General features: G+C 63.0%; 24 protein-coding genes and 2 pseudogenes. 13 read left to right on the forward strand and 13 right to left on the reverse strand.

Annotated features, from left to right (window positions below; genetic code table 11):
- Positions 1-41 precede the first annotated feature (41 nt).
- On the reverse strand, positions 42-1,199 hold the full coding sequence (locus tag PPGU16_RS11675) for a lactonase family protein (protein ID WP_180720125.1): 1,158 nt from the start codon (positions 1,197-1,199) through the stop codon (positions 42-44).
- 395 nt (positions 1,200-1,594) lie between these two features.
- Between PPGU16_RS11675 and PPGU16_RS11680 the strand changes: the two genes are divergently transcribed.
- Entirely contained in the window at positions 1,595-1,750 is a 156-nt protein-coding gene (locus tag PPGU16_RS11680; RefSeq protein ID WP_007583393.1) for a DUF3096 domain-containing protein, read from the forward strand.
- Between the two features lie 203 nt (positions 1,751-1,953).
- Here PPGU16_RS11680 and PPGU16_RS11685 read toward each other — a convergent pair whose 3' ends face one another.
- Complete coding sequence (locus PPGU16_RS11685) at positions 1,954-2,199, reverse strand: hypothetical protein (RefSeq protein ID WP_180720126.1); 246 nt, start codon at positions 2,197-2,199, stop codon at positions 1,954-1,956.
- 242 nt (positions 2,200-2,441) lie between these two features.
- Here PPGU16_RS11685 and PPGU16_RS43380 point away from each other — a divergent pair.
- The 3 genes and pseudogenes from PPGU16_RS43380 to PPGU16_RS11695 form a co-directional block, all read left to right on the forward strand.
- Positions 2,442-2,708: pseudogene (locus PPGU16_RS43380) on the forward strand (trehalase-like domain-containing protein); the annotation flags it as partial.
- 156 nt (positions 2,709-2,864) lie between these two features.
- Positions 2,865-4,562, forward strand: a pseudogene (locus PPGU16_RS11690) (glycoside hydrolase family 15 protein); the annotation flags it as partial.
- A 221-nt stretch (positions 4,563-4,783) separates the two neighbouring features.
- Complete coding sequence (locus PPGU16_RS11695; RefSeq protein WP_180720128.1) at positions 4,784-6,067, forward strand: polyhydroxyalkanoate depolymerase; 1,284 nt, start codon at positions 4,784-4,786, stop codon at positions 6,065-6,067.
- A gap of 104 nt (positions 6,068-6,171) precedes the next feature.
- On the opposite strand, the gene PPGU16_RS11700 is transcribed toward PPGU16_RS11695, so the two are convergent.
- Positions 6,172-6,804 carry a TetR/AcrR family transcriptional regulator gene (locus tag PPGU16_RS11700; RefSeq protein ID WP_007583389.1) on the reverse strand — a complete coding sequence of 211 codons (633 nt, stop codon included), beginning with the start codon at positions 6,802-6,804 and terminating at the stop codon, positions 6,172-6,174.
- Positions 6,805-7,211: 407 nt separating this feature from the next.
- Here PPGU16_RS11700 and rsxB point away from each other — a divergent pair, with 407 nt between their 5' ends.
- The 3 genes from rsxB to PPGU16_RS11715 all read left to right on the forward strand — a co-directional run bounded on the left by rsxB (position 7,212) and on the right by PPGU16_RS11715 (position 9,331).
- Complete coding sequence (rsxB, locus tag PPGU16_RS11705) at positions 7,212-8,102, forward strand: electron transport complex subunit RsxB (protein ID WP_180720129.1); 891 nt, start codon at positions 7,212-7,214, stop codon at positions 8,100-8,102.
- A gap of 9 nt (positions 8,103-8,111) precedes the next feature.
- Positions 8,112-8,756 carry an endonuclease III gene (gene nth, locus PPGU16_RS11710; RefSeq protein WP_180720130.1) on the forward strand — a complete coding sequence of 215 codons (645 nt, stop codon included), beginning with the start codon at positions 8,112-8,114 and terminating at the stop codon, positions 8,754-8,756.
- Positions 8,757-8,896: 140 nt separating this feature from the next.
- A complete protein-coding gene (locus PPGU16_RS11715) occupies positions 8,897-9,331 on the forward strand; it encodes a DUF1841 family protein (protein WP_180720131.1) in 435 nt (144 codons plus the stop codon).
- A 102-nt stretch (positions 9,332-9,433) separates the two neighbouring features.
- On the opposite strand, the gene PPGU16_RS11720 is transcribed toward PPGU16_RS11715, so the two are convergent.
- Together PPGU16_RS11720 and PPGU16_RS11725 are read right to left on the reverse strand one after the other, a co-directional pair.
- The gene (locus PPGU16_RS11720; RefSeq protein ID WP_091780313.1) at positions 9,434-9,817 is read right to left on the reverse strand and encodes a c-type cytochrome; all 384 of its coding nucleotides are present in this window, start codon (positions 9,815-9,817) and stop codon (positions 9,434-9,436) included.
- Between the two features lie 110 nt (positions 9,818-9,927).
- Positions 9,928-10,308 carry a c-type cytochrome gene (locus PPGU16_RS11725; protein WP_180720132.1) on the reverse strand — a complete coding sequence of 127 codons (381 nt, stop codon included), beginning with the start codon at positions 10,306-10,308 and terminating at the stop codon, positions 9,928-9,930.
- 374 nt (positions 10,309-10,682) lie between these two features.
- On the opposite strand from PPGU16_RS11725, the gene PPGU16_RS11730 reads away from it, so the two are divergent.
- From PPGU16_RS11730 to PPGU16_RS11750, 5 genes are all read left to right on the forward strand, one after another.
- Complete coding sequence (locus tag PPGU16_RS11730) at positions 10,683-11,525, forward strand: AAA family ATPase (RefSeq protein WP_007583382.1); 843 nt, start codon at positions 10,683-10,685, stop codon at positions 11,523-11,525.
- A 42-nt stretch (positions 11,526-11,567) separates the two neighbouring features.
- Positions 11,568-12,743 (forward strand): vWA domain-containing protein, encoded by a 1,176-nt coding sequence (locus PPGU16_RS11735; protein WP_180720133.1) that lies wholly within the window; start codon positions 11,568-11,570, stop codon positions 12,741-12,743.
- A 121-nt stretch (positions 12,744-12,864) separates the two neighbouring features.
- Positions 12,865-14,076, forward strand: coding sequence for a benzoate/H(+) symporter BenE family transporter (locus PPGU16_RS11740; RefSeq protein ID WP_180720134.1), 1,212 nt, complete (start codon positions 12,865-12,867; stop codon positions 14,074-14,076).
- Between the two features lie 268 nt (positions 14,077-14,344).
- Entirely contained in the window at positions 14,345-15,298 is a 954-nt protein-coding gene (gene tal, locus PPGU16_RS11745; RefSeq protein ID WP_180720135.1) for a transaldolase, read from the forward strand.
- Between the two features lie 289 nt (positions 15,299-15,587).
- Positions 15,588-16,028, forward strand: coding sequence for a VOC family protein (locus tag PPGU16_RS11750; RefSeq protein WP_180720136.1), 441 nt, complete (start codon positions 15,588-15,590; stop codon positions 16,026-16,028).
- Positions 16,029-16,032: 4 nt separating this feature from the next.
- On the opposite strand, the gene PPGU16_RS11755 is transcribed toward PPGU16_RS11750, so the two are convergent.
- The 6 genes from PPGU16_RS11755 to PPGU16_RS11780 all read right to left on the reverse strand — a co-directional run bounded on the left by PPGU16_RS11755 (position 16,033) and on the right by PPGU16_RS11780 (position 21,614).
- Positions 16,033-17,235 carry an FUSC family protein gene (locus PPGU16_RS11755; protein WP_180720137.1) on the reverse strand — a complete coding sequence of 401 codons (1,203 nt, stop codon included), beginning with the start codon at positions 17,233-17,235 and terminating at the stop codon, positions 16,033-16,035.
- Between the two features lie 179 nt (positions 17,236-17,414).
- The gene (gene mctP, locus PPGU16_RS11760; RefSeq protein ID WP_180720138.1) at positions 17,415-18,965 is read right to left on the reverse strand and encodes a monocarboxylate uptake permease MctP; all 1,551 of its coding nucleotides are present in this window, start codon (positions 18,963-18,965) and stop codon (positions 17,415-17,417) included.
- Positions 18,962-19,189: a DUF3311 domain-containing protein gene (locus tag PPGU16_RS11765; RefSeq protein WP_036003627.1), complete on the reverse strand. Its 228-nt coding sequence runs from the start codon at positions 19,187-19,189 to the stop codon at positions 18,962-18,964. The genes mctP and PPGU16_RS11765 overlap by 4 nt, the downstream gene beginning before the upstream one ends.
- 360 nt (positions 19,190-19,549) lie before the next feature.
- The gene (locus tag PPGU16_RS11770) at positions 19,550-20,467 is read right to left on the reverse strand and encodes a class I SAM-dependent methyltransferase (RefSeq protein ID WP_180720139.1); all 918 of its coding nucleotides are present in this window, start codon (positions 20,465-20,467) and stop codon (positions 19,550-19,552) included.
- Positions 20,464-20,937, reverse strand: a complete 474-nt coding sequence (locus tag PPGU16_RS11775; protein ID WP_180720140.1) for a DNA-deoxyinosine glycosylase — start codon at positions 20,935-20,937, stop codon at positions 20,464-20,466. The genes PPGU16_RS11770 and PPGU16_RS11775 overlap by 4 nt, the downstream gene beginning before the upstream one ends.
- Positions 20,937-21,614, reverse strand: coding sequence for a chorismate--pyruvate lyase family protein (locus PPGU16_RS11780; protein ID WP_180720141.1), 678 nt, complete (start codon positions 21,612-21,614; stop codon positions 20,937-20,939). The genes PPGU16_RS11775 and PPGU16_RS11780 overlap by 1 nt, the downstream gene beginning before the upstream one ends.
- Positions 21,615-21,810: 196 nt before the next feature.
- Here PPGU16_RS11780 and PPGU16_RS11785 point away from each other — a divergent pair, with 196 nt between their 5' ends.
- On the forward strand, positions 21,811-22,077 hold the full coding sequence (locus tag PPGU16_RS11785) for a hypothetical protein (protein ID WP_180720142.1): 267 nt from the start codon (positions 21,811-21,813) through the stop codon (positions 22,075-22,077).
- Between the two features lie 74 nt (positions 22,078-22,151).
- Here the strand turns inward: PPGU16_RS11785 and PPGU16_RS11790 are convergent, their stop codons facing one another.
- Complete coding sequence (locus PPGU16_RS11790; protein ID WP_180720143.1) at positions 22,152-22,445, reverse strand: addiction module antidote protein; 294 nt, start codon at positions 22,443-22,445, stop codon at positions 22,152-22,154.
- A 3-nt stretch (positions 22,446-22,448) separates the two neighbouring features.
- Complete coding sequence (locus tag PPGU16_RS11795; protein WP_180720144.1) at positions 22,449-22,748, reverse strand: type II toxin-antitoxin system RelE/ParE family toxin; 300 nt, start codon at positions 22,746-22,748, stop codon at positions 22,449-22,451.
- Positions 22,749-22,843: the final 95 nt, after the last annotated feature.

Here is a 22,843-nt window from a genome sequence, read left to right on the forward strand (position 1 = left end):
TCGAACGCAGCGGCGACATTCGCCTCTTCACACCACCGTCATCACGACGGCGATACCCACTTGAAGTCGACGGGCGATCCGATATCGATGCGCTTCGGGTTCGCTTCGAGCAGCCCGCTTTGCGGATCGCGGCGGAACACATACGCCGTATCGCTGTTCTGATTGCCGACGATCAGCCATTGCCCCGTCGGATCGATTGAGAATTCTCGCGGCGATTTGCCAAGACTCGACTGACGGCCGACTTCCCGGATATGACCGTTGCCGGGATCGACCGCATAGATGACGATCTCGTTCGCATCGCCGCGATTGCTGGCGTACAGAAAGCGTCCGTCCGGCGACAGATGGATCGCGGCCGCGCCCACCTGCCCCTTGAAGCCGGGCTTCGACATCGGCACGACCTGCAGTTGCGTGAGCTTGCCGTCGTCGTAGTGAAATGCGGTGACAGTCGCCGTCAGTTCGCTCGTCAGGTACGCGTATTTGCCGTCCGTGCTGAACACCAGATGACGCGGGCCCGAGCCGGGCTTCACGTCGGTATAGCGCTTGTCCGTCGGGCCGAACAGGCCGCGGCTGCCGTCGGGTGTGTAGCGGTATGCATAGAGCTTGTCGGTGCCGAGATCCTGCGCGAACAGATACTTGCCGTCCGGCGAGAACACAGTCGAGTGCACGTGCGCGTTGTCCTGGCGTCCCTTCACGGGGCCGCCGCCTTCATGATGCACCGTCAGCACCGACGCGCCGACCTGGCCGTCCGCCTGCAACGGAAACACCGCGAAGCTGCCGCCCGGGTTCGCGGCGACCGAGTAGTTGGCCGTCGTCAGATATTTGCCGTCCGGCGAGATGCTCAGATAGCACGGATCGTTGCCGTCCGACGACACGCGGTTCAGGAACGTTAATTGCCCGCTCTTCGCATCGAAACCGAACGCGCTGATGCCGCCGCGCTGCTCGGCGGGGCCGTTGTCGCCGGGCTGCTCGTTGACGGAATAGACGTAGCGGCCGTCACGCGACGCGATCACGTACGACGGATTGTCGGTCTTCGCGGACGACACCTGCGTCGCGTCGCCCGACTTCGTGTCGAAGCGATAAACGTAGATGCCTTCGCTCTTCGGGCCGGTGTAGGTGCCGACGATCAGATCGTAGACGCCATCGGCGGGTGCGGTGGTCGTGCCTTGTGCGAAGGCCTGCGTAGCGGCAAGCGATACCATCAGTGTCAAACCTCTTATGATCGAACGGGCGGACAGGCGCAAATTCGCGCGCAAACTGAAAGACTGTGGCACGGCACACGCTAAGGCTCGTGTACGACGCTGCATGACGACCTCCTGGCGAGACGGGTTATTCGGTTCGTGTGTGTCGCTGGTCTGCCGCGCGGCTCGATCGGAGCGTGCCGTTGTCGTAACGGATGCATGACGATTGCGGCCTGCGCGCTGCGCGCCCTCGTGGCCCTCGTGGCCCTCGTGGTCCGGTTACCGCCGCTGATCGTCGATGTCGTATTTGGGGCAAGTATAAGAGCGTTGCCCGCGCTCGCACAGTCAGATGCGCGAACGCAGGCTATCCGACAGGTTGTCTCTTTCCGTCGTCAATTCGAACAAAAGGAGTCGCCATGAACATCCATCTCACGCTCGGCCCGCTCGTCGCGCTGATCGCCGGCATTCTCATCCTGATCGTGCCGCGCCTGCTCAACTTCATCGTCGCGCTTTATCTGATCATCATTGGGCTGATCGGGCTGTTCGGCGTCGGCGGTACGGCGCACTTTTGACGCGCGCGGACACGCCCGTGCAGGAGGGCCCGCTTGCGCGGGTCCCCACAGGCGTTCGTGGCGCCGCGCAACGGCGGCTTTCGGCATTTCAGACGGACGTCATGAAACGACGCGCAGCGCCGCGCGGGCCGCTTGTCGCGGTCCGCGAGCGCATTGCGCGTGTCTGTTTTGAAGCCTGGCCGTTCTGGATAACGCGCGTCGCGTCAGCCGTTCGACAGTTGATCGAGACGCCAGCGCCCCTGCAAGGACAGGCCACCGACGGCATAATGACCGTCGGATTCGCTATAGCGCTTGAAGCAGGCGCGTTCGATCAGAAAGGCTGCAGCGGTTTCCATCCCGTTGCGAGAGAGGCCGAGCGTGCGGAAGTCGAGTGGAAGAAGCGAGTCATCAGGCAACTGACTCGCGGCGGAAAGAATCGTGATGCAGTCAGATTTCGACGGGTTCAGCATGGCTTATCCTCGAAAACGGCGCCGTGGCTGCATGCTGCAACACCGGACGCCGGTGGGCTGCGATTCATCAGAACTCACGTTTAAATCCGATTGTAAGCAGCAAAAAATTGGATTGGCAATATCCCCGGAAACTCGCTCGCGTGCGACTGAGAATGCATCGCACGAGCCGGTAACTACGACGCTCGCGCACCGTTTCGCGCATGCGGGAACGTACTAATTACACGCTGACCGACGGCTTTACCATGTCTGCATCTATCGAAGACTATGCACTCATCGGCGACGGCCACACGGCCGCGCTGGTTTCGCGCGATGGTTCCGTCGACTGGCTGTGCTGGCCACGTTTCGACTCGGGCGCGTGCTTCGCCGCACTGCTCGGCACCAAGGACAACGGCCGCTGGCTGATTGCGCCCGCGCTGGACGACGAAACCGAAGAGGCCGGCGATTCCGGCTCACAGGCTGACGTTCCACCGCGTTCGCAAGACGCAACGCGCGAGGACGCGCGCGCAACGCCCTGCAGCAGGCCGCAGCCGCGCCAGGCAGACAAGCCGGGCGCCACGCGCTCGGCGAGGCGCGAAGACACGGCTGACGCGGCGCAGACGGAAGCGCGCACCGCGCCTGCCGAGCGCGACGACGGCGAACCCTACTTCAAAGGCGGTTTCGCACGCGCGACGCGCCGCCGCTATCGCGGCGAAACGCTGATCCTCGAAACCGACTTCGAAACGCCCGACGGCGCCGTCACGCTGATCGACTTCATGCCGCCCGGCAACGGCTGGTCGGAGATGGTCCGGATCGTCGTCGGCAAGCGCGGCACGGTGAAGATGCGCATGGAACTGGTGCTGCGCTTCGACTACGGCTTCTCGATTCCTTGGGTCAGCCGCCTCGCGCGCGAGAGCGGCATCAAGGCGATCGTCGGACCGGACACGGTTGCGCTGCGCACGCCCGTCGATCTGCGCGGCGAGAACATGAAAACGGTTGCCGAGTTCACCGTATCGGAAGGCGAACGCGTGCCGTTTTCGCTGACCTACACCGAGTCGCATCTGAACATCCCGCCCGCGCGCGATCCGCATTCGGCCCTTGCCCGCACCGAGAACTACTGGCTCGAATGGTCGTCGCGCGGCACCGTCGAGGGCAAGTACGCGACCGCCATCCGCCGCTCGCTGCTGACGTTGAAGGCGCTCGCCTACGAGCCGACGGGCGGCATCGTTGCCGCGCCGACCACGTCGCTGCCCGAGAAGATCGGCGGCACCCGTAACTGGGACTACCGCTACGTGTGGTTGCGCGACGCAACGATCACGCTGCTCGCGATGATGCGCGGCGGCTACTACGAAGAGGCGCGCGCGTGGCGTTCGTGGCTGGGCCGCGTGATGGCGGGCTCGCCCGAGCAGTTGCAGATCATGTATGGCCTCGCGGGCGAGCGGCGGCTACCCGAGTTCGAAATCGACTGGCTGCCGGGTTATGAGAACTCGAAGCCGGTGCGAATCGGCAACAACGCGGTCGGGCAATTGCAGCTCGACGTGTATGGCGAAGTCATGAACGCGCTGCATCTGGCGCGCGTCGGCGGCTTGCAGGCAGACGAAACCGCGTGGAACGTGCAGTGCGCGATGCTGCGCCACCTCGAAACGATCTGGCAGGAACGCGACGAAGGCATCTGGGAAACGCGCGGCGGGCGTCAACACTTCACGTTCTCGAAGGTGATGGCGTGGGTCGCCTTCGATCGCGCGATCAAATCAGCGGAAAAATTCGACCTGCCCGCGCCGCTCGAACACTGGTACGACGTGCGCGCGCAGATCCACGCGGACGTCTGCGCGAAAAGCTGGAACACGCAGCTCAACGCGTTCACGCAAACCTACGGCGGCGACGAACTCGACGCGAGCGTGCTGCTGATGCCGCTGCTCGGCTTTTTGCCGCCTTCGGACCCGCGCATCGCCGGCACCGTCAATGCCATCGAGAAAGACCTGATGCACGACGGCTTCGTGATGCGCTACCGCACCACCGAATTCGACGACGGCCTGCCGCCCGGCGAAGGGACGTTTCTCGCCTGCAGCTTTTGGATGGTCGACAACCTCGCATTGCAAGGCCGTATCGACGACGCACGCAAGATGTACGAGCGGCTGCTGTCGCTCGCGAACGACGTCGGGCTGCTCGCCGAGGAGTACGATCCCGTCGGCGGCCGGCTTGTCGGGAATTTCCCACAGGGGTTTTCCCATGTGGCCCTCGTTCACACCGGCCTGAATCTGATGAAACACGAGCAGGAAATGGCGCACGCTACCGGCCAGCCGCCACACGATGGCGAAGGCGTAGAAGGTGGTCAGCCGTCCACTGGCACGCCTGATGCTGGTATTGAGTCATCACCGGTCGTCTAAAGAAAGCGGACAAATTGTCGATGACGTGGATATGACACACGGCGAGTGTGCTAACGCACTGTTGTTGCATTGCACAAATGGTATGCCTTCTATATCATCAACCACACCTGACGGTCGATAATCGTCGCCACCAACAATTCCACACGTAACCAGAACCGGCCCGCCCCGTCGCTGCGCGTCAGACACGCTGCCCTGCGCGAACCGTTATAGCTGGAGCACCCATGCTCTATCAAATCCACGAATTCCAGCGGGCGCTTTTGAGCCCGCTCACCGCCTGGGCCCAGGCTGCCTCAAAATCGTTTGCGAATCCGGCCAGTCCGCTCGCCTATGTGCCAGGCGCGACGCGCCTGTCCGCTGGCTACGAGCTGCTGTACCGCCTCGGTAAAGATTACGAGAAGCCCGAGTTCAATCTGCACCAGATCGTCAAGGACGGCCACAACATCCCCATCGTCGAGCAGACGATCGTCGAAAAGCCGTTTTGCCGGCTGATGCGCTTCAAGCGCTACTCGGATGACAGCGACGCCGTCACGCAACTGAAGGAAGAGCCCGTCGTGCTGGTGTGCGCGCCGCTGTCGGGTCACCACTCCACGCTGCTGCGCGACACCGTCAAGACGCTGCTGCAGGACCACAAGGTGTACATCACCGACTGGATTGACGCACGCATGGTGCCGATCGAAGACGGTACGTTCGACCTCGACGATTACATCGCGTACATCCAGGAATTCATCCGCCACATCGGCGCGAAGAATCTGCACGTGATCTCGGTGTGCCAGCCTACCGTTCCCGTGCTCGCCGCCATTTCGCTGATGGCGAGCCGCGGCGAAGACACGCCGCGCACGATGACGATGATGGGCGGCCCGATCGACGCGCGTAAAAGCCCCACGGCCGTCAATTCGCTGGCGACACAGCATTCGATCGAATGGTTCGAAAACAACGTCATTTACAACGTGCCGCCGAACTATCCGGGCTTTGGCCGCAAGGTATACCCGGGCTTTCTGCAACACACGGGCTTTGTCGCGATGAATCCGGAGCGTCACGCGGCGTCGCATTGGGACTTCTATCAGAGCCTGCTGCGCGGCGACGAAGAAGATGCGGAAGCGCACCGCCGTTTCTATGACGAATACAACGCGGTGCTCGACATGGCCGCGGAATACTATCTGCAGACCATTCGCGTCGTGTTCCAGGAGTTCAGTCTCGCGGAAGGCACGTGGGAAGTGAACGGCGAGCTGGTGCGCCCGCAGGACATCAAGAAGACCGCCCTTTTCACGATCGAAGGCGAACTCGACGATATTTCCGGCAGCGGCCAGACGCGCGCGGCACATGAGCTGTGCACGGGTATCCCGGAGAAGGATCGCCGCCACTTCACGGCGGAAAAGTGCGGCCACTACGGCATCTTCTCGGGCCGTCGCTGGCGCACCATCATCTATCCGCAGTTGCGCGACTTCATCCTCGAGCACACGCCGAAGGCGACGACCCGCAAGACGGAAGAGCGCGTCGAAGCGTAAGCGTATGCCGCAGGCGCAGCCAAATGTTGCGCCTGCATCCAACGGATTCCAGCGGATACGAAAACGGCCTCTTGCGAGGCCGTTTGTCCGTCAGGCGTTCGCGCTCAGCGACGCATCAGATACGCCAGCAGGATTTCGGTGTTCATCTGGATCACTTCGCTGCGCTCGGCGGCTGCGCTGAAGTCGCGGCCCAGCGTGGCTTCGAGCGTGAAGCGGTTCGACACGATGTAGTAGCCCATCCCCGACAGCGTCACATAGAAGCGCAGCGGATCGACGTTCGTGCGAAACAGGCCGGCGCGTTGACCGCGCTCGAGTATCGAGCCCAGTGTGGCAACGATCGGCGAGATCATTTCGCGAATGCGCGTGGACTTCTGCATATAGCGCGCCTCGTGCAGATTCTCGTTGTTCACGAGTCTCAGCAGTTCGGGGTGATCGCGATAGTAATCCCACACGAAATGCGCGAGCCGCGTGACGGCCTCGACAGGCGCGACGCCTGCGAGATCGAGCGTGCGCTCGGCTTCCGTAAGCGCGCTGAACGCGTGTTCGAGGACTGCCGTGAAAAGCTGCTCCTTGCTACCGAAGTAGTAGTAGAGCATGCGTTCATTGGTCTCCGCGCGGCGGGCGATCTGGTCGACGCGTGCGCCGAACAACCCACCATTCGCGAACTCTTCGGCCGCCGCGAGCAGAATGCGGCGACGGGTGCCTTCAGGATCTCTTTTGATTTTCGGCTGATTCATGGTGGCATGTGCTTCGTGAGCCGCGTTATCCGGATCGCTCGCCGTCCAATTGCCTGGCCTTGCAACGGCGGCGCTGCGCGGGGCTGGTTGGTGGGAACACCTTCCTGCGGTCTTACAAAAAAGCGCTTCGATTATGGCACATGCTTCGGTAATAACAACTGGGGAAATCGGCGATAATACGCATTTGACCGATGATCGAATGCACTTGCCGCGCTACGTTGTCGTTTGCCCTGGCGGCCCGGCGTCCTCACGCGGTTTGCGCAGTATCTGCGAATGCGTCTCTGTGCGGACCCAATGGCGCACGCCAAACGGTGCACACCCAATGGCGCAGTTGAAACCGCATCCATTCGATCACACGGATCCGCCGCGCCCGTGAATGGCAACAGCATGTCCCCCACGTCTTGACAGTGACAGAATCCAAAATACTCGCGGATCGCATTGAAGATCTGCTGCCCCAGACACAATGCACGAAGTGCGGCTACCCCCACTGCCGCGCTTACGCCGAAGCCATCGCGCAAGGCGAGGCCAGCTACAACCAGTGCCCGCCCGGCGGCGCGGAAGGCATCGAGCGGCTTGCGACGCTGCTCGGCAAGCCCGTGATTCCCCTGAATCTGGACAATGGCGTCGAGCGCGCGCGGCCCGTCGCGTTCATCGACGAAAACCTGTGCATCGGCTGCACGCTGTGTATGCAGGCTTGCCCCGTCGATGCCATCGTCGGCGCACCGAAGCAGATGCACACGATGGTCGCCGAACTGTGCACGGGCTGCGACCTGTGCGTGCCGCCCTGCCCCGTCGACTGCATCGAGATGATCCCCGTCACGGGCGACAAGACGGGCTGGGATGCGTGGAGCCAGCAACAGGCCGACGCCGCACGCGCACGTCATGACGGGCACCGCACGCGCCTCGCGGCGGAGCGCGAGGCAGCAGAGGCGCGCGCAGCAGCCAAACGCGCCGCGGCAGCATCGGCGAATGCGCCGGCTCCCGCTGCGCGAGTCGCCGGCCCTGCCCCCACAGAACCGGCAGTCCCGGCAGTCGAAGCAGTCGGAACCGCCGCCGCGCCAGCCACCGACGCCGAAGCGAAGAAACGCGCGGTCATCCAGGCCGCGCTCGAACGCGCGCGTGCGAAGAAAGCGGAAAACGCCGCGCAAGGTCTCGGCCCCAGGAACACGACCGATATCAGCGCAGCAACGCAGGCGCAGATCGACGAAGCCGAGGCACGCCGTCGCCGGCTAGGTATCGCTAACGACAGTTCCGAATCCACACCCAAGCAAGACGTCGATCAACCCAAAAAGTCCTGACCGAGCCGCATGAACGCGACCAAACGACGTGCGATCTACGAGACGCTGCAGAGCCTGAACCCGCATCCGACGACCGAACTGGAATACTCGACACCGTTCGAGTTGCTGATCGCCGTGATGTTGTCCGCGCAAGCAACGGACGTCTCCGTGAACAAGGCAATGCGCCGGATGTTTCCCGTCGCGAACACGCCGCAGAAAGTGTTCGACCTCGGTGAGGAAGGCGTCGCCGACTACATCAAGACGATCGGCCTGTATCGCACGAAAGCGAAGAACGTGATCGCGACGTGCCGCATCCTGCTCGATCAGTACGGCGGCGAAGTGCCCGACGGGCGCGAAGCGCTGGAAAGCCTGCCGGGCGTCGGCCGCAAGACGGCGAACGTCGTGCTGAACACGGCGTTCGGCCAGCCGACCATCGCCGTCGATACGCACATCTTTCGGGTTGCCAACCGAACGGGCCTCGCGCCCGGCAAGGACGTCCGCGCTGTCGAACTGGCGCTGGAAAAGTTCACGCCCGCCGAGTTCCTGCACGATGCGCATCACTGGCTGATTCTGCACGGGCGCTATGTGTGCAAGGCACGCCGGCCGGAATGCTGGCATTGCGTGATCGAGCCGCTGTGCGAATTCAAGCCGAAGACGCCGCCACCTGATCTGTGAGCACCCCGCGTGGCGCGCCCGCACCATCCGTCTGCGCGCGCTGCGGGCGCGGCGTAAAATGAACAGTCGCTCGCTATGTCCGGGCAGACGCACAGCGCACACTGCCTGCCCCACTTGCTTTCACCGTCCGAAGTCCATCGATGTTCAATCCCAGCCGCGACGAAGTCCGCCGTTTTTTCACCGACACCTGGCGCAAACAGCGCGCGGGTGAAATCCTGACGCCGCTCGAAGCGATCGCCGCCGACTGGATCGTCGAGCATCCCGAGTATCACGCCGAACTGAAGGATGCCGAGGCCGCCTCGGCGCAGGACTACTCGCCCGAACGTGGGCAGACCAATCCGTTCCTGCATCTGTCGATGCATCTCGCGATCACCGAGCAACTGTCGATCGACCAGCCGCCCGGCATTCGCGCCGCGCACGACCGGCTCGCCGCGCGCCTCGGCTCCACGCACGACGCGCAGCACGCGATCATGGAGTGTCTGGGCGAAACGATCTGGGAAGCGCAGCGTACCAACACGCCGCCTGATACCGACGCCTATCTGCAGCGCATCGAGCGCCGCGCGACGCGCGATTGACTGACGGCGCGAACCATCGCGCCAGCCGAAACCCGTCGCACGAAAACAAACACCCCGCCAAGGCGGGGTGTTTGTCGTGATCCGTCAGCGAGCGTGAACTGCCTACTTCTTCTGCACGAGATCGCCGTCCAGCGATTCGATGTACGCAGCGATATCTTTCATGTCGCTCGGCGACAGGCTTTGCACCTGCGCCTGCATGATCGCGTTGTTGCGGCCCAGGTGCGGGTTGCCCGTGCCCATCTGATACTGGCGCAGCGCCCAGTAGACGTAATCGGCATGCTGACCGGCGAGCTTCGGATATTCGGGCGTCACGGGCTTGTTCAGATTCGGGCCGTGGCAGGCCGCGCAGTTGTGGCTCTCGGAGAGTGCCTTGCCGTTGGCGGCATCCGCCGCGTGCGCGTTCGATGCGACGACAAAACCGGCCAGCGCGAGCGTCGCGCATGCAGCCTTGACCACCGTATGAAGTGCGTGGGGATGCTTCTTCATGGATTCTCCTGTGTCGACGGACGTTTGCGCTTTAGCGCCTGTCGCCGTCCCATGCAAACTGGTTGCGCCGCGAACTGAATGAGCCGATGACGCGCTGGCGCGCGCCGCCGTCATTTGTCGGGATTGTTCTTCGAAGAGGCCGTCTGCACCGAGTAATACGCGGCGATGTCGGCGATGTCCTGGTCGGTCAGCGTCACAGCGATGGCATGCATCGTGTCGAAATGGCGATCGCCCTTCTTGTACGCGTGCAGCGCGTTTTCCAGGTAGGTACGGTTCTGGCCGCCCAGCATCGGCACCCGGTACACCTCGGGATAAGCCGTACGATAGTCGGGAATACCGTGGCAGCCGATACACATCGCGACCTTGCCCTGGCCCGCCTTGGCGTCGCCCACGATATCCGCTGCCTGCGCAGTTGTCGCCAAAGTTGCCGCAAAACCCGCGGCCACCGACATCGCTGCGACCACGAGATGTTTGCCAACGAATTTGTTCATAGCTCTTTTAACCTGGCTTGAGGGGGAACGGGCGCCCAAAAAGGCTACGGCCTGCGCCGTTTTACTTGTCTGGGTTGCCACGCAGGCCAAAAAAATCGGCCCAATTGTACCGCGACGCCGCGCCGGGCGTCCACCGGACAGGACCCGACCCCTGCCCCGGCAAAGCGCCGCGCCACAAGGCGTCGCGCGAAATGCCGAATTGGGATAGCCACAACCGGCGTCCGTCCGGGCGCGGCAGATTGCCGCATGCGGAAATCCGCCGCTTGCGAACACTGCACGCACCGTCCGACGCGGCTGACACCTTACGCGCGCCCCGCGGAGCACAACAGGCCTTCTGACTTATACTGGAATTTTTCCCGAACGAGCGTCCTGTCATGCGTTTCGAAGGCTCATCGCAATACGTCGCCACCGACGACCTCAAGCTCGCGGTCAATGCCGCGATGACCCTCAAGCGGCCGCTGCTGATCAAAGGCGAGCCGGGCACGGGCAAGACGATGCTCGCAGAGGAAGTCGCGGCGGCCCTCGACATGCCGCTGCTGCAGTGGCACATCAAGTCCACCACGAAGGCACAGCAGGGTCTGTACGAATACGACGCCGTCTCGCGTCTGCGCGATTCGCAGCTCGGCGACGAGCGCGTGAAAGACATTCGCAACTACATCGTCAAGGGCGTGCTGTGGCAGGCGTTCGAGTCCGATGAACAGTCGGTGCTGCTGATCGACGAAATCGACAAGGCCGACATCGAGTTTCCGAACGATCTGCTGCGCGAACTCGACCGCATGGAGTTCTACGTGTACGAGACGCGCGAACTGGTGAAGGCAAAGCACCGGCCGCTCGTCATCATCACGTCGAACAACGAAAAGGAGCTGCCTGACGCGTTTCTGCGCCGCTGCTTCTTCCACTACATCAAGTTCCCCGATCCGTCGACGATGCAGCAGATCGTCGAAGTCCACTATCCGGGCATCAAGCAGGAACTGCTGCGCGCCGCGATGGAAAGTTTCTTCGAGCTGCGCAACGTGTCGGGCCTGAAGAAGAAACCGTCCACCTCCGAACTGCTCGACTGGCTCAAGCTGCTGCTGGCCGAAGACATTCCGCCCGAAGCGCTGCGCTCGAAGGATCAGAAGCAGATCGTGCCGCCGCTGCATGGCGCGCTGCTGAAGAACGAACAGGACGTGAGCCTGTTCGAGCGGCTCGTGTTCATGAACCGCAACAACCGCTGATTGCGCGACTGACACCAGGCGAATACGGACGGAGACAAGGGCATGCTGATCGACTTTTTCTACACGCTGCGCGCCGCGAAGCTGCCCGTTTCCGTGAAGGAATACTTGACGCTGCTCGAAGCGTTGAAGGAAAGCGTGATCCAGCCGTCGCTGGATGAGTTCTACTATCTAGCGCGCATGACGCTCGTGAAAGACGAGCAGTATTTCGACAAGTTCGATCAGGCGTTCGGGGCATATTTCAACGGCGTCGCGCTAAAGGCCGATCTCGCGCTGGATGTCCCGCTCGACTGGCTGAAAAAGAAGCTGCAACGCGATCTCAGCCCCGAAGAGAAAGCGCAGATCGAGAAAATGGGCGGGCTCGACAAGCTGATGGAGCGCCTGAAAGAACTGCTCGACGAGCAGAAAGGTCGTCACGAAGGCGGCAACAAATGGATCGGCACGGGCGGCACGTCGCCGTTCGGCAATGGCGGCTATAACCCGGAAGGCATCCGCATCGGCGGCGAGTCGTCGGGCAGCCGGACGGCCACGAAGGTGTGGGACCAGCGGGCGTACCGCGACTACGACGATCAGGTCGAAATCGGCACGCGCAACATCAAGGTCGCGCTGCGCCGCCTGCGCCGCTTCGCACGCGAAGGCGCCGCCGAAGAACTCGATCTGCCCGACACGATCCGCAGCACGGCCGCGAACGCCGGCTGGCTCGATCTCAAGATGGTCCCCGAGCGGCACAACAACGTGAAGGTACTGATGCTGCTCGACGTCGGCGGATCGATGGACGATCACATCAAGCGCACGGAAGAGCTGTTTTCGGCCGCGAAAGCCGAGTTCAAGCATCTCGAGTTCTACTACTTCCACAACTGCGTCTACGATTTCCTGTGGAAAAACAACCGGCGCCGTCATGTCGAGCGGATGGCGACGTGGGACGTGCTGCACAAGTTCACACCCGACTACAAGCTGATTTTCGTCGGCGACGCGACGATGAGCCCGTACGAAGTCCTTCAGGCGGGCGGATCGGTCGAATACAACAACGCCGAAGCGGGCGCCGTGTGGCTGCGCAGGCTAGCCGACCACTTCCCGCATCACGCATGGCTGAACCCGGAACCGGAAGGCTTGTGGGAATACCGGCAGTCGGTTTCGGTGATACGTGAAGTGCTCGGCCACCGGATGTATCCGCTCACGCTCGCCGGCCTCGAAACCGCGATGCGCACGCTAAGCAAGTAAGATCTCGGGCTTTGCCCGCCTGCCGTATGAGCCGCAGCGCAACAACGCCGCGGCCGCGGCATTGTGCGCGCCGCCCGGCAAGCACCCTATTACACAACAACGCTTTACAGAGACACGCAGGATGACCTCTTCTTCCCCTGACCTCTCCCGCGCCGCGCGCACGCCGCTGCGGCCCTTCGCCGATACGTCCCTGTCAGCGGTCGTCGCCGGTTTCGTCGCGATGATGACGGGCTATACCAGTTCGCTCGTGCTGATGTTCCAGGCGGGCCGCGCCGCGCATCTCACCGACGCGCAGATTTCATCGTGGATCTGGGCGCTGTCGATGGGCATGGCGCTGTGCACGATCGGCCTGTCGCTGCGGTTTCGCGCGCCGATCGTGGTCGCGTGGTCGACGCCGGGCGCGGCGCTGCTCGTCTCGTCGCTGCCGCATGTCGCCTATCCCGAGGCGATTGGCGCGTTCGTCGTGTGCGCGCTGCTGCTCACAGTGGTCGGCCTCACCGGCTGGTTCGACACGCTGATGAAGCGGATTCCGGCGGGCATCGCCGCGGCACTGCTGGCGGGCATCCTGTTCGAAATCGGCATCGAAATTTTCCGCGCTGCGCAATTCCAGACGGCGCTCGTGCTGGCGATGTTCTTCACCTATCTCGTCATCAAGCGCCTTGCGCCGCGCTATGCGATTCCCGCGACGCTCGTGGTCGGCACGGCCGTTGCAGGCACGCTCGGGCTGCTCGATTTCAGCCGTTTTCATGTCGCGTTCGCCGTACCCGTATTGACGCTGCCTGCGTTTTCACTGTCGGCGGTGATCAGCATCGGCATACCGCTGTTCATCGTGGCGATGGCGTCGCAGAACGTGCCGGGCATCGCCGTGCTGCGCGCGGACGGCTACGAGACGCCCTCCGCGCCGCTGATCGCGACGACAGGCGCGGCTTCGCTGCTGCTCGCGCCGTTCGGCTCGCACGGCGTGAACCTCGCGGCAATCACGGCCGCCATCTGCACAGGACGCGAAGCGCACGAAGACCGCAACAAGCGCTACATGGCCGCCGTCTGGTGCGGCGTGTTCTATCTGATCGCGGGCATTTTCGGCGCGACGATCGCCGCGCTGTTCGGCTCGCTGCCGAAGGCGCTGGTGGTGTCGGTGGCGGCGCTCGCGCTGTTCGGCTCGATCATGAGCGGCCTCACCAACGCCATGCAGGACGCACGGCAGCGCGAAGCCGCGCTCGTCACCTTCATGGTGACGGCGTCCGGCCTGACGTTGCTGTCGATCGGCTCTGCGTTCTGGGGACTCGTCGCAGGGCTGGTGACGCATGGCGTGCTGAACGCGCGGCGCGGCTGACAACGGTGACAGGTACGCGGAAAGCGTAAGGCGGAAAGCGCCTGGCGACATGGCGCGAACGGACGGAGGACGCCCCTGTCAAACCACCATCATCCGATCCGCCATAGAATAGAAGTAGCGGGCGGCGTTCCACGGTAACATTCCCGGTTTCAGACGTGGACATCGCAGATGACGCGCCTGCGTGGCCAAGCGCAGCGAATCGCGACCTCGCACCGCGTCATCATTTCCTGGACCATGGCGCGCGTGCGCCTCGAAGCGAAGGCTCGACATGACTACTGCACTCGATCAACTCAAGCAATACACCACGGTCGTCGCGGACACCGGCGACTTCCAGCAACTCGCGCAATACAAGCCGCAAGACGCGACGACGAACCCGTCGCTGGTCCTGAAGGCCGTGCAGAAGGACGAGTACAAGCCGCTGCTCGAAAAGACCGTGCGCGATCACGCGTCGAAGCCCGTCAGCGCGATCATCGACAACCTGCTGATCGCCTTCGGCACCGAAATCCTCAAGATCGTGCCGGGCCGCGTGTCGACGGAAGTCGACGCACGCCTGTCGTTCGACACGAAGGCGTCGATCGAGAAAGGACATGAACTCATCAAGATGTACGAGGCGAAGGGCATCGGCCGCGAGCGCGTGCTGATCAAGCTCGCGTCGACGTGGGAAGGCATCCGCGCCGCCGAAGTGCTGCAGAAGGACGGCATCCGCTGCAACATGACGCTGCTGTTCTCGCTGGCGCAAGCCGTCGCCGCCGCGGAGGCGGGCGCGCAGCTGATCTCGCCGTTCGTCGGCCGTATCTACGACTGGTACAAGAAGAACGCCGGCAGCAACTGGGACGAAGCGCGCGACGGCGGCGCGAACGATCCGGGCGTGCAATCGGTGCGCCGCATCTACGCGTACTACAAGAAGTTCGGCTACAAGACGGAAGTGATGGGCGCGAGCTTCCGCACGACCAGCCAGATTCTCGAGCTGGCCGGCTGCGACCTGCTGACCATCAGCCCCGACCTGCTGCAAAAGCTGCAGGACAGCAACGACAAGGTCGAGCGCAAGCTGGTGCCGGAAGCGTTCAAAGATGCCGACATCGCGCGCGTGCCGACGGACGAAGCGTCGTTCCGCTTCCTCGTCAACGACGAGGCGATGGCCACGGAAAAGCTGGCCGAAGGCATCCGCACGTTCGCGGCAGATGCCGTCAAGCTGGAAAAGGTGATCGAAGCGCTGCGCTAAGCCGCAAGATTCGCTAACCGAAAAAAGCGCGCGCGGCCCGCAAGGCTGCGCGCGCTTTTTCGTATTTCGTCGCCGCCTTTCTGTCGGTTTCCTGCAGCGTCGTACTCGCATTCTTTCCCGATGCTTCAACGCACTGTCTGCGCGTCGGCAGCTTTTACTTCGGTCAACACAACTTCACATTCGACGCTGCAGCGGCGACTACAATCGTTGGCACGCGTGCGTTCAGTTGCACGCCGTCACTGCGCGTTCGCGCGAACCGACGCTCCAATTCAATTGACAGGAGACAACGATGCAAGTCCAGCCCTATCTGTTTTTCAATGGCCGTTGCGAGGAAGCGCTGAAGTTCTACGGCGAGAAGCTCGGCGCGCAGGTGCTGTTCCAGATGCGTTTCAGCGACGCGCCGCCGAACCCGCAACAACCCATTCGTCCCGGCACCGAAAACAAGATCATGCATTCGACGATCAGGATCGGTTCGACGGAACTGATGGCGTCGGACGGCAATTGCGACGACACCCCCGGCGCCGGCACGCACACGGGCTACGGCCTGTCGATCACCGTCGACGATCCGTCGCAAGGCGAAAAGACCTTCAACGCGATGTGCGAAGGCGGCAATGTCGTGATGCCGTGGCAGGCGACGTTCTGGAGCACGGGTTTCGGCATGGTCGTCGACAAGTTCGGCGTGATGTGGATGGTCACCAATCCGCACGAAGGCGACAAACACGCAAGCTGACTGATCATTGACGCGCGGGCGCATCGCTCGCGCCGCGTTCGATGTTCCAGTTTGGCTCGCTCGCCGCGAGCAGCGCGCGCAAGCGTTCCACCTGCTCGGCGAAGCGCTGCGCGAGCCAATACGGCCCCTGCAAATCAGGGGCCATTTCTTCGCAGGGCGTCTGTGCGCCCTGCTCCGCTTCCGGCATCGATGACCATGTCGCCGCATCCGGCACCCGGAACTGTGTCGTGCCCGCAAAGCGCAATGCGCGCGCGGCGGCGAGCAGCGTCAGGCGCACCGCGTTCGCCTCTGCGCCACACCGCTGCGCGAACGCGTCGCGGTTCTCCGGATGCGCGAGCGTGCCCGTCGACAGCATTTCTAGCGCGCTCAGCATCGAACGATGCAAGCGTTGTATCTCGTCGAGCTTCGCAATGGGCAGATCGATTTCCTTGGCGACCGACGGCATCAGCGAACGCAACTGCACGAGCCGCTTGCCCATGCGAATGAACGTGGCGACCTGCTCGTCGCTGCCGACGGGCACGCCCGTCGTCATCCGCGTGTAGATGCGGGCGCATTCGCGCAGGTTGTCGGCGAGCAGATAACGCCATGAGTACGTCGCGTGCAAGGGCAGCGCAAACGAAAACGCCAGCGCGATCACGATGCCGATCAGCACGTTCAGCGTGCGCCAGAGACCCGTGTCGATCATATTGTCGCCGTGGCCCGCGACGATGCACATCGTGATCGCCGTCAACAGCGCGACGTAACCCGCGCTGCCGATCGCAAACCACGCGCAGACGGCGGCAATCACCGCCATCAGCACGTAGGTGAGCGTCAGCGAATCGAACAGGTTCTGTTGCAGGATCAGCGCAAGACCGAGCGTCGCGCCGAGCAGCGTGCCCGCTGCGCGCTCCGCCGCTTTCTTGCGGATGTTGCCGTGATGCTGCAAGCCGCCGATCACCACCAGCAGCGTCACCGACGCCCAGATACCGTGCGGAATATCGATGCCCGTCGTCGCGAGGATCGACACGAGCATCGCGAGGCCGACGCGCAGGCTGTGGAAGAACTTCGCGTGGCGATAACGGTAATACGGCGACGTGACCGCACGTGCAAGGCGGCCGATGCGCGTGCGGCGCGGCGCGAGACGCGCGGCGACGGCGTCGCCGGTTCCGGGCGGCGTGCCGGTGACGGGCTTGCGCGGCGGCGTCGGTTGCGGGTCGGAGAGAGCCATCCGTCATCCCAGGTTGGGTTACGCGGCAAAGACAGCAACGACACGAGCATAAACGATGTAGCCCCACGCCCGCAGCGTGGCCCGGCCATGCGGGCCAACGATGCGCTGGCGCCGCACCAGTAAAAAAGCCCGCAGCATTTGCTGCGGGCTTTCCGGTCAGGCAATCAGCCGACGCGAGATCAGGCTTCGTGCACGTCCAGATAGTCTTCCGGACGCGTGCGGTCTTCGGCGTGCTTCATGCCGACTGCGCGGACGACGAGGCTGGCCACGACCGACACCACCAGGTTGACGATCAGCGACCACACAGCCGCATACCCCGGAATCGCCAGGCCGCCGATATGGATCGTGTAGATCGAGCCCGCGAGCTTCAGCGAAATCGCCATCCACGTGCCGACGGCGATGCCCGCCGCCCAGCCGAGCAGCAGACCGCGATAGTCGAGCACGCGCGTGTAGAGGCCCAGCACGATGGCAGGCAACGTCTGGATGATCCAGATGCCGCCGAGCAGTTGCAACTGGATCGCATACGTGAGCGGCAGGCCGAGAATGAACGCGACGGCGCCGACCTTCACGATCAGCGACACGAGCTTCGCGATGTTGGTCTCCTGCTCGTGCGTCATGTTGCGGTTCACGAACTCCTTGTGGATGTTGCGCGTGTAGAGGTTCGCAGCTGCAATCGACATGATCGCGGCCGGCACCAGCGCGCCGATGCCGATCGCCGCAAACGCGACACCGACGAACCACGACGGGAAGAAGTGCAGGAACAGCGCGGGCACCGCGAAGTTCGGACCGAACGCCTTGAAGTACGGCGCGAACTCCGGCATGTCCTTCACGCCCGCAGCCAGCGCCATGAAGCCGAGCAGCGCGAGCAGACCAAGCACCAGCGAGTACGCGGGCAGCATCGCCATGTTGCGGCGGATCGTGTTGCCCGACGACGACGACAGCACGGCCGTGATCGAGTGCGGGTACAGGAACAGCGCGAGCGCCGAGCCCATCGCGAGCGTCGCGTACGCGCTATAGCCGTTCAGGCTCGACACGTCCGGCGCCTTGAGAAGCAGCTTGGCGGGCGGCACCGCGCCGAAGATATGCCCGAAGCCGCCCAGTTGCGGCGGAATCACGATGATCGCCGCGGCGATCGTGATGTAGATCAGCACGTCCTTGACGACGGCGATCATGGCCGGCGCGCGCAGACCCGACGTGTACGTGTAGGCAGCGAGGATCGCGAAGGCGATGATCAGCGGCAGATCGCCGACGAAGCCCTTCGTATCGAAGCCGAGCGCGCCGATCACCACTTCGATGCCGACCAGCTGCAGCGCGATGTACGGCATCGTCGCGACGATGCCCGTCACGGCGACGGCGAGCGCGAGCATGCGGCTGCCGTAGCGCGCGTTGACGAAGTCGGCGGAAGTCACGTAGCCGTGACGCTTCGCGATGCTCCACAGTTTCGGGAACACGACGAACGCGAACGGATAGATCAGGATCGTATAAGGCAGCGCGAAGAAGCCTGTCGCGCCCGCGCCGAACACGAGCGCGGGGACGGCGATGAAGGTGTAGGCGGTGTACAGGTCGCCGCCCAGCAGAAACCACGTGACGATCGTGCCGAAGCGACGGCCGCCGAGGCCCCACTCTTCCAGATGCGCGAGATCGCCTTTACGCCAGTGTGCGGCGATGAAGCCGAGAATCGTGACGCCGATGAAGAACAGTACGAAGACGAAGGTTGCGGTGGCGTTCATCGAGCACCTCCCTTCGAACGGGTTTTGGTCTTGAAGTACACGACGGCCGTAATCACCGCGCTGATCAGCACCCACAGGAGCTGATACCAGTAGAAGAACGGGAAGTCGAACAGTACGGGTTCGATCTTGTTGTAGGACGGCACCCAGATCATCGCGATCCAGGGTAACAGCAACAGCCACAGCCAGTGCTTGCTGGCCTTGTTGGCGTCGGCGTCGTGAGCCATGACGTCTCCTCTTACCTTTTATTGAATTGTGTCCCGCGTCTGGCGGGCAGATGGACCCGGCTGCGGATAGCAGACTGGGCGCCCCGAAAGCCTCGAAAGAGTATCGGAGTCGCGAACGACCGGTCAAGCAGGGGTGACCCTAAACGCAACGGTGTTGTCAATAGACGGAACGTCGCAGAGTGTGAGATCGGATACGAAAGCGGACATCTCCGCTGCTTCGTTGAGACGCGCGGCGTGATGCTGGCTGAGTGAAAGTGGAAGCCGCCATGCCGGCCGGGGCACGGCGGTTGCGCGAGCACGCTGGCGTTGCACCAGCGCGGGGATTGTCAGATCGCGATGCGCTTCGGATCTCGATGCGCTTCAGATCGCAAACGTATCGTTCTGACCCGTCGATTCCTGCAGGCCCTTGACCCATTTGCGCGCGGGCAACGCGAGCTTTGCCTCGATCAGCTTTGCGCGCTCCTGCAACTGCTTGAACGGCACGTCGATTGCCGGGCCCGAGAACGCGAGTGCGATGCGGTTGCCGTCGTGCACTTCGGGCAGCGCGATCACACGTCCATCGAACGCTTCGTTCAGGCGCTTCATGTTGCGCACGAAGCTCGGATGATCGCCGAACAGGTTGACCGTGACGACGCCCGCTTGCGTGAGGCAAGCGCGTGCGGCGCGATAGAACGCGACGCTGTCGAGCACCGGGCCGCGCGCCGTCGCATCGTACAGATCGATCTGCAATGCGCCGATCGTGCCGTGGTTCGCGCGGTCGTTGACGAATTCCCAAGCGTCGGTTTCGCGCACGGTGAGACGCGCGTCGTCGGCGGGCAGGCTGAACATCGTGCGCGCGGCGATCACGACGGCGGGATTCAGTTCGACGGCTTCGACCTGCGCGCGCTTCAGGTAGCGATGCGCGAACTTCGTCAGCGAGCCGGTGCCGAGGCCGAGCTGCACGATGCGTTCCGGCGTTTCGAGGAACAGCAGCCATGCCATCATCTGCTGCGCGTATTCGAGTTCGATGTGATCGGGCTTCGACAGACGCATCGCGCCTTGCACCCATTCCGTGCCGAAGTGCAAGTAGCGCACGCCACCCTCTTCCGAGAACGTGACGGGCGCAAAGCGCGGCTTGCGCGGCGCTTCGATCAGCGACGCCTTCGCGATGTCGTCGAAGTCGTCTTCGTCACGCGACGCACGGGTTTTTGCGCGCGAAATGCGTTGCTTGGGTGCCGCGGATTGCTGGTTGCGGAAAGCACGCGCCTCGGCCGAAGCGCGCTTGATCAGTTTCGTCATGTGAGGATCTCGCGCCACAGGCGCAATTTTTGGTCGAACGAGAGCATAGCATTGGCGGGGCTGGACGACGGCAGCACCAGCGTCTCGTAGCCCGCTTCGGCGATCACAGGCGCGAAGCGCCCCGCCGTCTTGCCGTTGAAACAGACCTTCTTGAGCTTCGGCGCGTACTCGCGAAACGATGCGAAGTCATTGGGTGTCGCGTTGCGGATCGCCACATCGAGACTGCCTTCGCGCGTGCACGCGGCCAGCACGTCCCACACGCCGATGCCATGCTTCAACACGTGTTCGAGCCGCGTCGGGTAATCGAATTCATGCAGCGGCTCGCCGATCACCGCGCCGAGCAATCGCCAGAATTGATTGCGCGGATGCGCGTAGTACTGCGTCGCCGCAAGCGATGCCTCGCCGGGGAAGCTGCCGAGTATCAGCGTGTGCGTGCTTTCGGCGACGACGGGAGGAAAGCCGCGCAGCATCAGCGTGCCTCTGTGTGTTTGCCGACGCGCTTTGCATTGACGTCAGCGCGCGATGCCGTGTGATCGAGCGCCTGTCCATGATCGCGCGGCACCGGTAGCGTCGCTGCATGCCTGTGATCGCGCGTTGAGAGACGCGTCCACAGCGCGGGCAGCATGACTTCCGTGACCATCAATGGCTCGCCGTAGCGCTCGAATACCGAACGTCGCGCGAGCAACGCATGGACACGCGCTTCATCGATTTCTCGCAAAGCAAGCCCATGCAGTGGATGCCGCGCCGTCAAGCGCCGGCTGACCAGCGACGAACGCGACACACTGCTATCGCTATACAGCAACTCGGCGAGCGGCCGCGTGCGCAGACGGCGCATCGCTTGCCACACGCCCGTGCTCGCCGCGAGCGGCACGATACTGTGCGCGGCGACGAACGGCTTGCCGTCCACCGATAGCACGACTTCACGTACCCACACGGGCGTGCGCGGCGCGATGGCGAGCGCGGTGTATTCGTCGTCGAAGGGCAGATCGACGGCCTCGCGTGTGACGCGTACCGCGACCGCGCCGAGCGCGCGCAAGTGCGCCGTCAGCGAACCGCCGCGTGTGAGCCAGTCTTTTTGATCAGGCGAGAACACTGGAAGGGGCGCGACGCGCCAATGCGCGTCGGCAGCATCGAAACGGATAGGCATGGGCCGCATTATAGGATGCGCGGCGTGTCCGCTCCTTTCAGGCAGAAATCTCCGGACCCATGCGCAGACTCATCCGCCGTGCAGTTCAGAACGCGCTGCTACCCGTGCCGCGAGCCGCCGTTGAAGATGAGAGCGAGTCGATCCATCCCGTCGATGGCAATCGCTCACTCAACCCACTTGAACTACGGAGGTTCGTATGACCGCTCACGACAAAGCCACATCGGATCGCATTGCCCATCTCGCCGCTATCGTGTTGAAACGAGCGAACGTATCGGAGACAGAAAAAGAACTCGCGGGTTCGGCGCTCGCGCAGCATCACACCAGCAAACACACGAGCGCGCGGATCGGCAAGGTTGCCGGACACGTGCTCGGCGATCCGCACGCGTGCGCCGAAGCGAAGGAACTGGCGGGCTCGGTGCTCGCGCAGGTGCGTCAGCATGACGGCAGGTCGCCCGAGCGCTGAGTTCGTCGAACGCGAAATCTGATTGCAACAAAGCCCCAAAATGACGCTGTCTGCGAACGCAAACCGCGCCTATTTCATGTAGTCGATGCATGCAGTCGAATACCGAGCGCCCGGACGACCTTCCAGATCGTTGCGAACTCCGGGTTCCCTTCGCCAGACAAAGCGCGGTACAGGCTTTCGCGCTTCACACCGGTTTCGCGTGCAAGTTGCGACATGCCACGGGCACGCGCGATAACACCCAGAGCATGAGCGATGAATCGAGGGTCATCACCCGCTTCTTCGAGGCATGCATCGAGATAGGCCGCCATTTCCTCTTCGGTGCGAAGATGTTCGGCGGAGTCCCAAGCGGTCGTCTTGGTTTTAGGCATGATTCACTCCATATCGAGGTTCGCAGCGAGATCCTTGGCTTGGGCAATGTCGTCCCGTTGGGACGATTTGTCCCCGCCGCACAAGAGGACAACCAGAATCGACCCTCGCTGGGTGTAGTAGACCCGGTAGCCGGGACCGTAATCGATCCGCAATTCGGTGACACCTGCGCCAACGCTCTTATGGTCGCCGGGGTTGCCCATAGCGAGCCTGTCGATCCGCGCCTGCACTCGCACGCGCGCACGTAAATCACGGATGCGAACAAACCAGTGGTCAAATACATCGGTAGTGCGGATGCTCGGCATAGACAAGTGTAATCCATAGGGGACAACATGCCAAGCCTATATCATCTGGCTTGCAACGTCCTTATCGAATGAACGATCCATGACGCAAACCAATA

Origin of the sequence: Paraburkholderia largidicola, assembly GCF_013426895.1 — a bacterium.
GTDB classification, from domain to species: Bacteria; Pseudomonadota; Gammaproteobacteria; order Burkholderiales; family Burkholderiaceae; genus Paraburkholderia; species Paraburkholderia largidicola.

What these genes read in the sequence shown, in the direction of transcription:
- PPGU16_RS11780 (WP_180720141.1), bottom strand. Translation starts at nt 21,614, where the DNA reads ATGCCTATCCGTTTCGATGCTGCCGACGCGCATTGGCGCGTCGCGCCC.
- nth (WP_180720130.1), top strand. Translation starts at nt 8,112, where the DNA reads ATGAACGCGACCAAACGACGTGCGATCTACGAGACGCTGCAGAGCCTG.
- PPGU16_RS11750 (WP_180720136.1), top strand. Translation starts at nt 15,588, where the DNA reads ATGCAAGTCCAGCCCTATCTGTTTTTCAATGGCCGTTGCGAGGAAGCG.
- PPGU16_RS11680 (WP_007583393.1), top strand. Translation starts at nt 1,595, where the DNA reads ATGAACATCCATCTCACGCTCGGCCCGCTCGTCGCGCTGATCGCCGGC.
- PPGU16_RS11725 (WP_180720132.1), bottom strand. Translation starts at nt 10,308, where the DNA reads ATGAACAAATTCGTTGGCAAACATCTCGTGGTCGCAGCGATGTCGGTG.
- mctP (WP_180720138.1), bottom strand. Translation starts at nt 18,965, where the DNA reads ATGAACGCCACCGCAACCTTCGTCTTCGTACTGTTCTTCATCGGCGTC.
- PPGU16_RS11720 (WP_091780313.1), bottom strand. Translation starts at nt 9,817, where the DNA reads ATGAAGAAGCATCCCCACGCACTTCATACGGTGGTCAAGGCTGCATGC.
- PPGU16_RS11730 (WP_007583382.1), top strand. Translation starts at nt 10,683, where the DNA reads ATGCGTTTCGAAGGCTCATCGCAATACGTCGCCACCGACGACCTCAAG.
- PPGU16_RS11740 (WP_180720134.1), top strand. Translation starts at nt 12,865, where the DNA reads ATGACCTCTTCTTCCCCTGACCTCTCCCGCGCCGCGCGCACGCCGCTG.
- PPGU16_RS11790 (WP_180720143.1), bottom strand. Translation starts at nt 22,445, where the DNA reads ATGCCTAAAACCAAGACGACCGCTTGGGACTCCGCCGAACATCTTCGC.
- PPGU16_RS11715 (WP_180720131.1), top strand. Translation starts at nt 8,897, where the DNA reads ATGTTCAATCCCAGCCGCGACGAAGTCCGCCGTTTTTTCACCGACACC.
- PPGU16_RS11795 (WP_180720144.1), bottom strand. Translation starts at nt 22,748, where the DNA reads ATGCCGAGCATCCGCACTACCGATGTATTTGACCACTGGTTTGTTCGC.
- PPGU16_RS11775 (WP_180720140.1), bottom strand. Translation starts at nt 20,937, where the DNA reads ATGCTGCGCGGCTTTCCTCCCGTCGTCGCCGAAAGCACGCACACGCTG.
- tal (WP_180720135.1), top strand. Translation starts at nt 14,345, where the DNA reads ATGACTACTGCACTCGATCAACTCAAGCAATACACCACGGTCGTCGCG.
- PPGU16_RS11785 (WP_180720142.1), top strand. Translation starts at nt 21,811, where the DNA reads ATGACCGCTCACGACAAAGCCACATCGGATCGCATTGCCCATCTCGCC.
- PPGU16_RS11755 (WP_180720137.1), bottom strand. Translation starts at nt 17,235, where the DNA reads ATGGCTCTCTCCGACCCGCAACCGACGCCGCCGCGCAAGCCCGTCACC.
- PPGU16_RS11765 (WP_036003627.1), bottom strand. Translation starts at nt 19,189, where the DNA reads ATGGCTCACGACGCCGACGCCAACAAGGCCAGCAAGCACTGGCTGTGG.
- PPGU16_RS11675 (WP_180720125.1), bottom strand. Translation starts at nt 1,199, where the DNA reads ATGGTATCGCTTGCCGCTACGCAGGCCTTCGCACAAGGCACGACCACC.
- PPGU16_RS11770 (WP_180720139.1), bottom strand. Translation starts at nt 20,467, where the DNA reads ATGACGAAACTGATCAAGCGCGCTTCGGCCGAGGCGCGTGCTTTCCGC.
- PPGU16_RS11685 (WP_180720126.1), bottom strand. Translation starts at nt 2,199, where the DNA reads ATGCTGAACCCGTCGAAATCTGACTGCATCACGATTCTTTCCGCCGCG.
- PPGU16_RS11735 (WP_180720133.1), top strand. Translation starts at nt 11,568, where the DNA reads ATGCTGATCGACTTTTTCTACACGCTGCGCGCCGCGAAGCTGCCCGTT.
- PPGU16_RS11700 (WP_007583389.1), bottom strand. Translation starts at nt 6,804, where the DNA reads ATGAATCAGCCGAAAATCAAAAGAGATCCTGAAGGCACCCGTCGCCGC.
- PPGU16_RS11695 (WP_180720128.1), top strand. Translation starts at nt 4,784, where the DNA reads ATGCTCTATCAAATCCACGAATTCCAGCGGGCGCTTTTGAGCCCGCTC.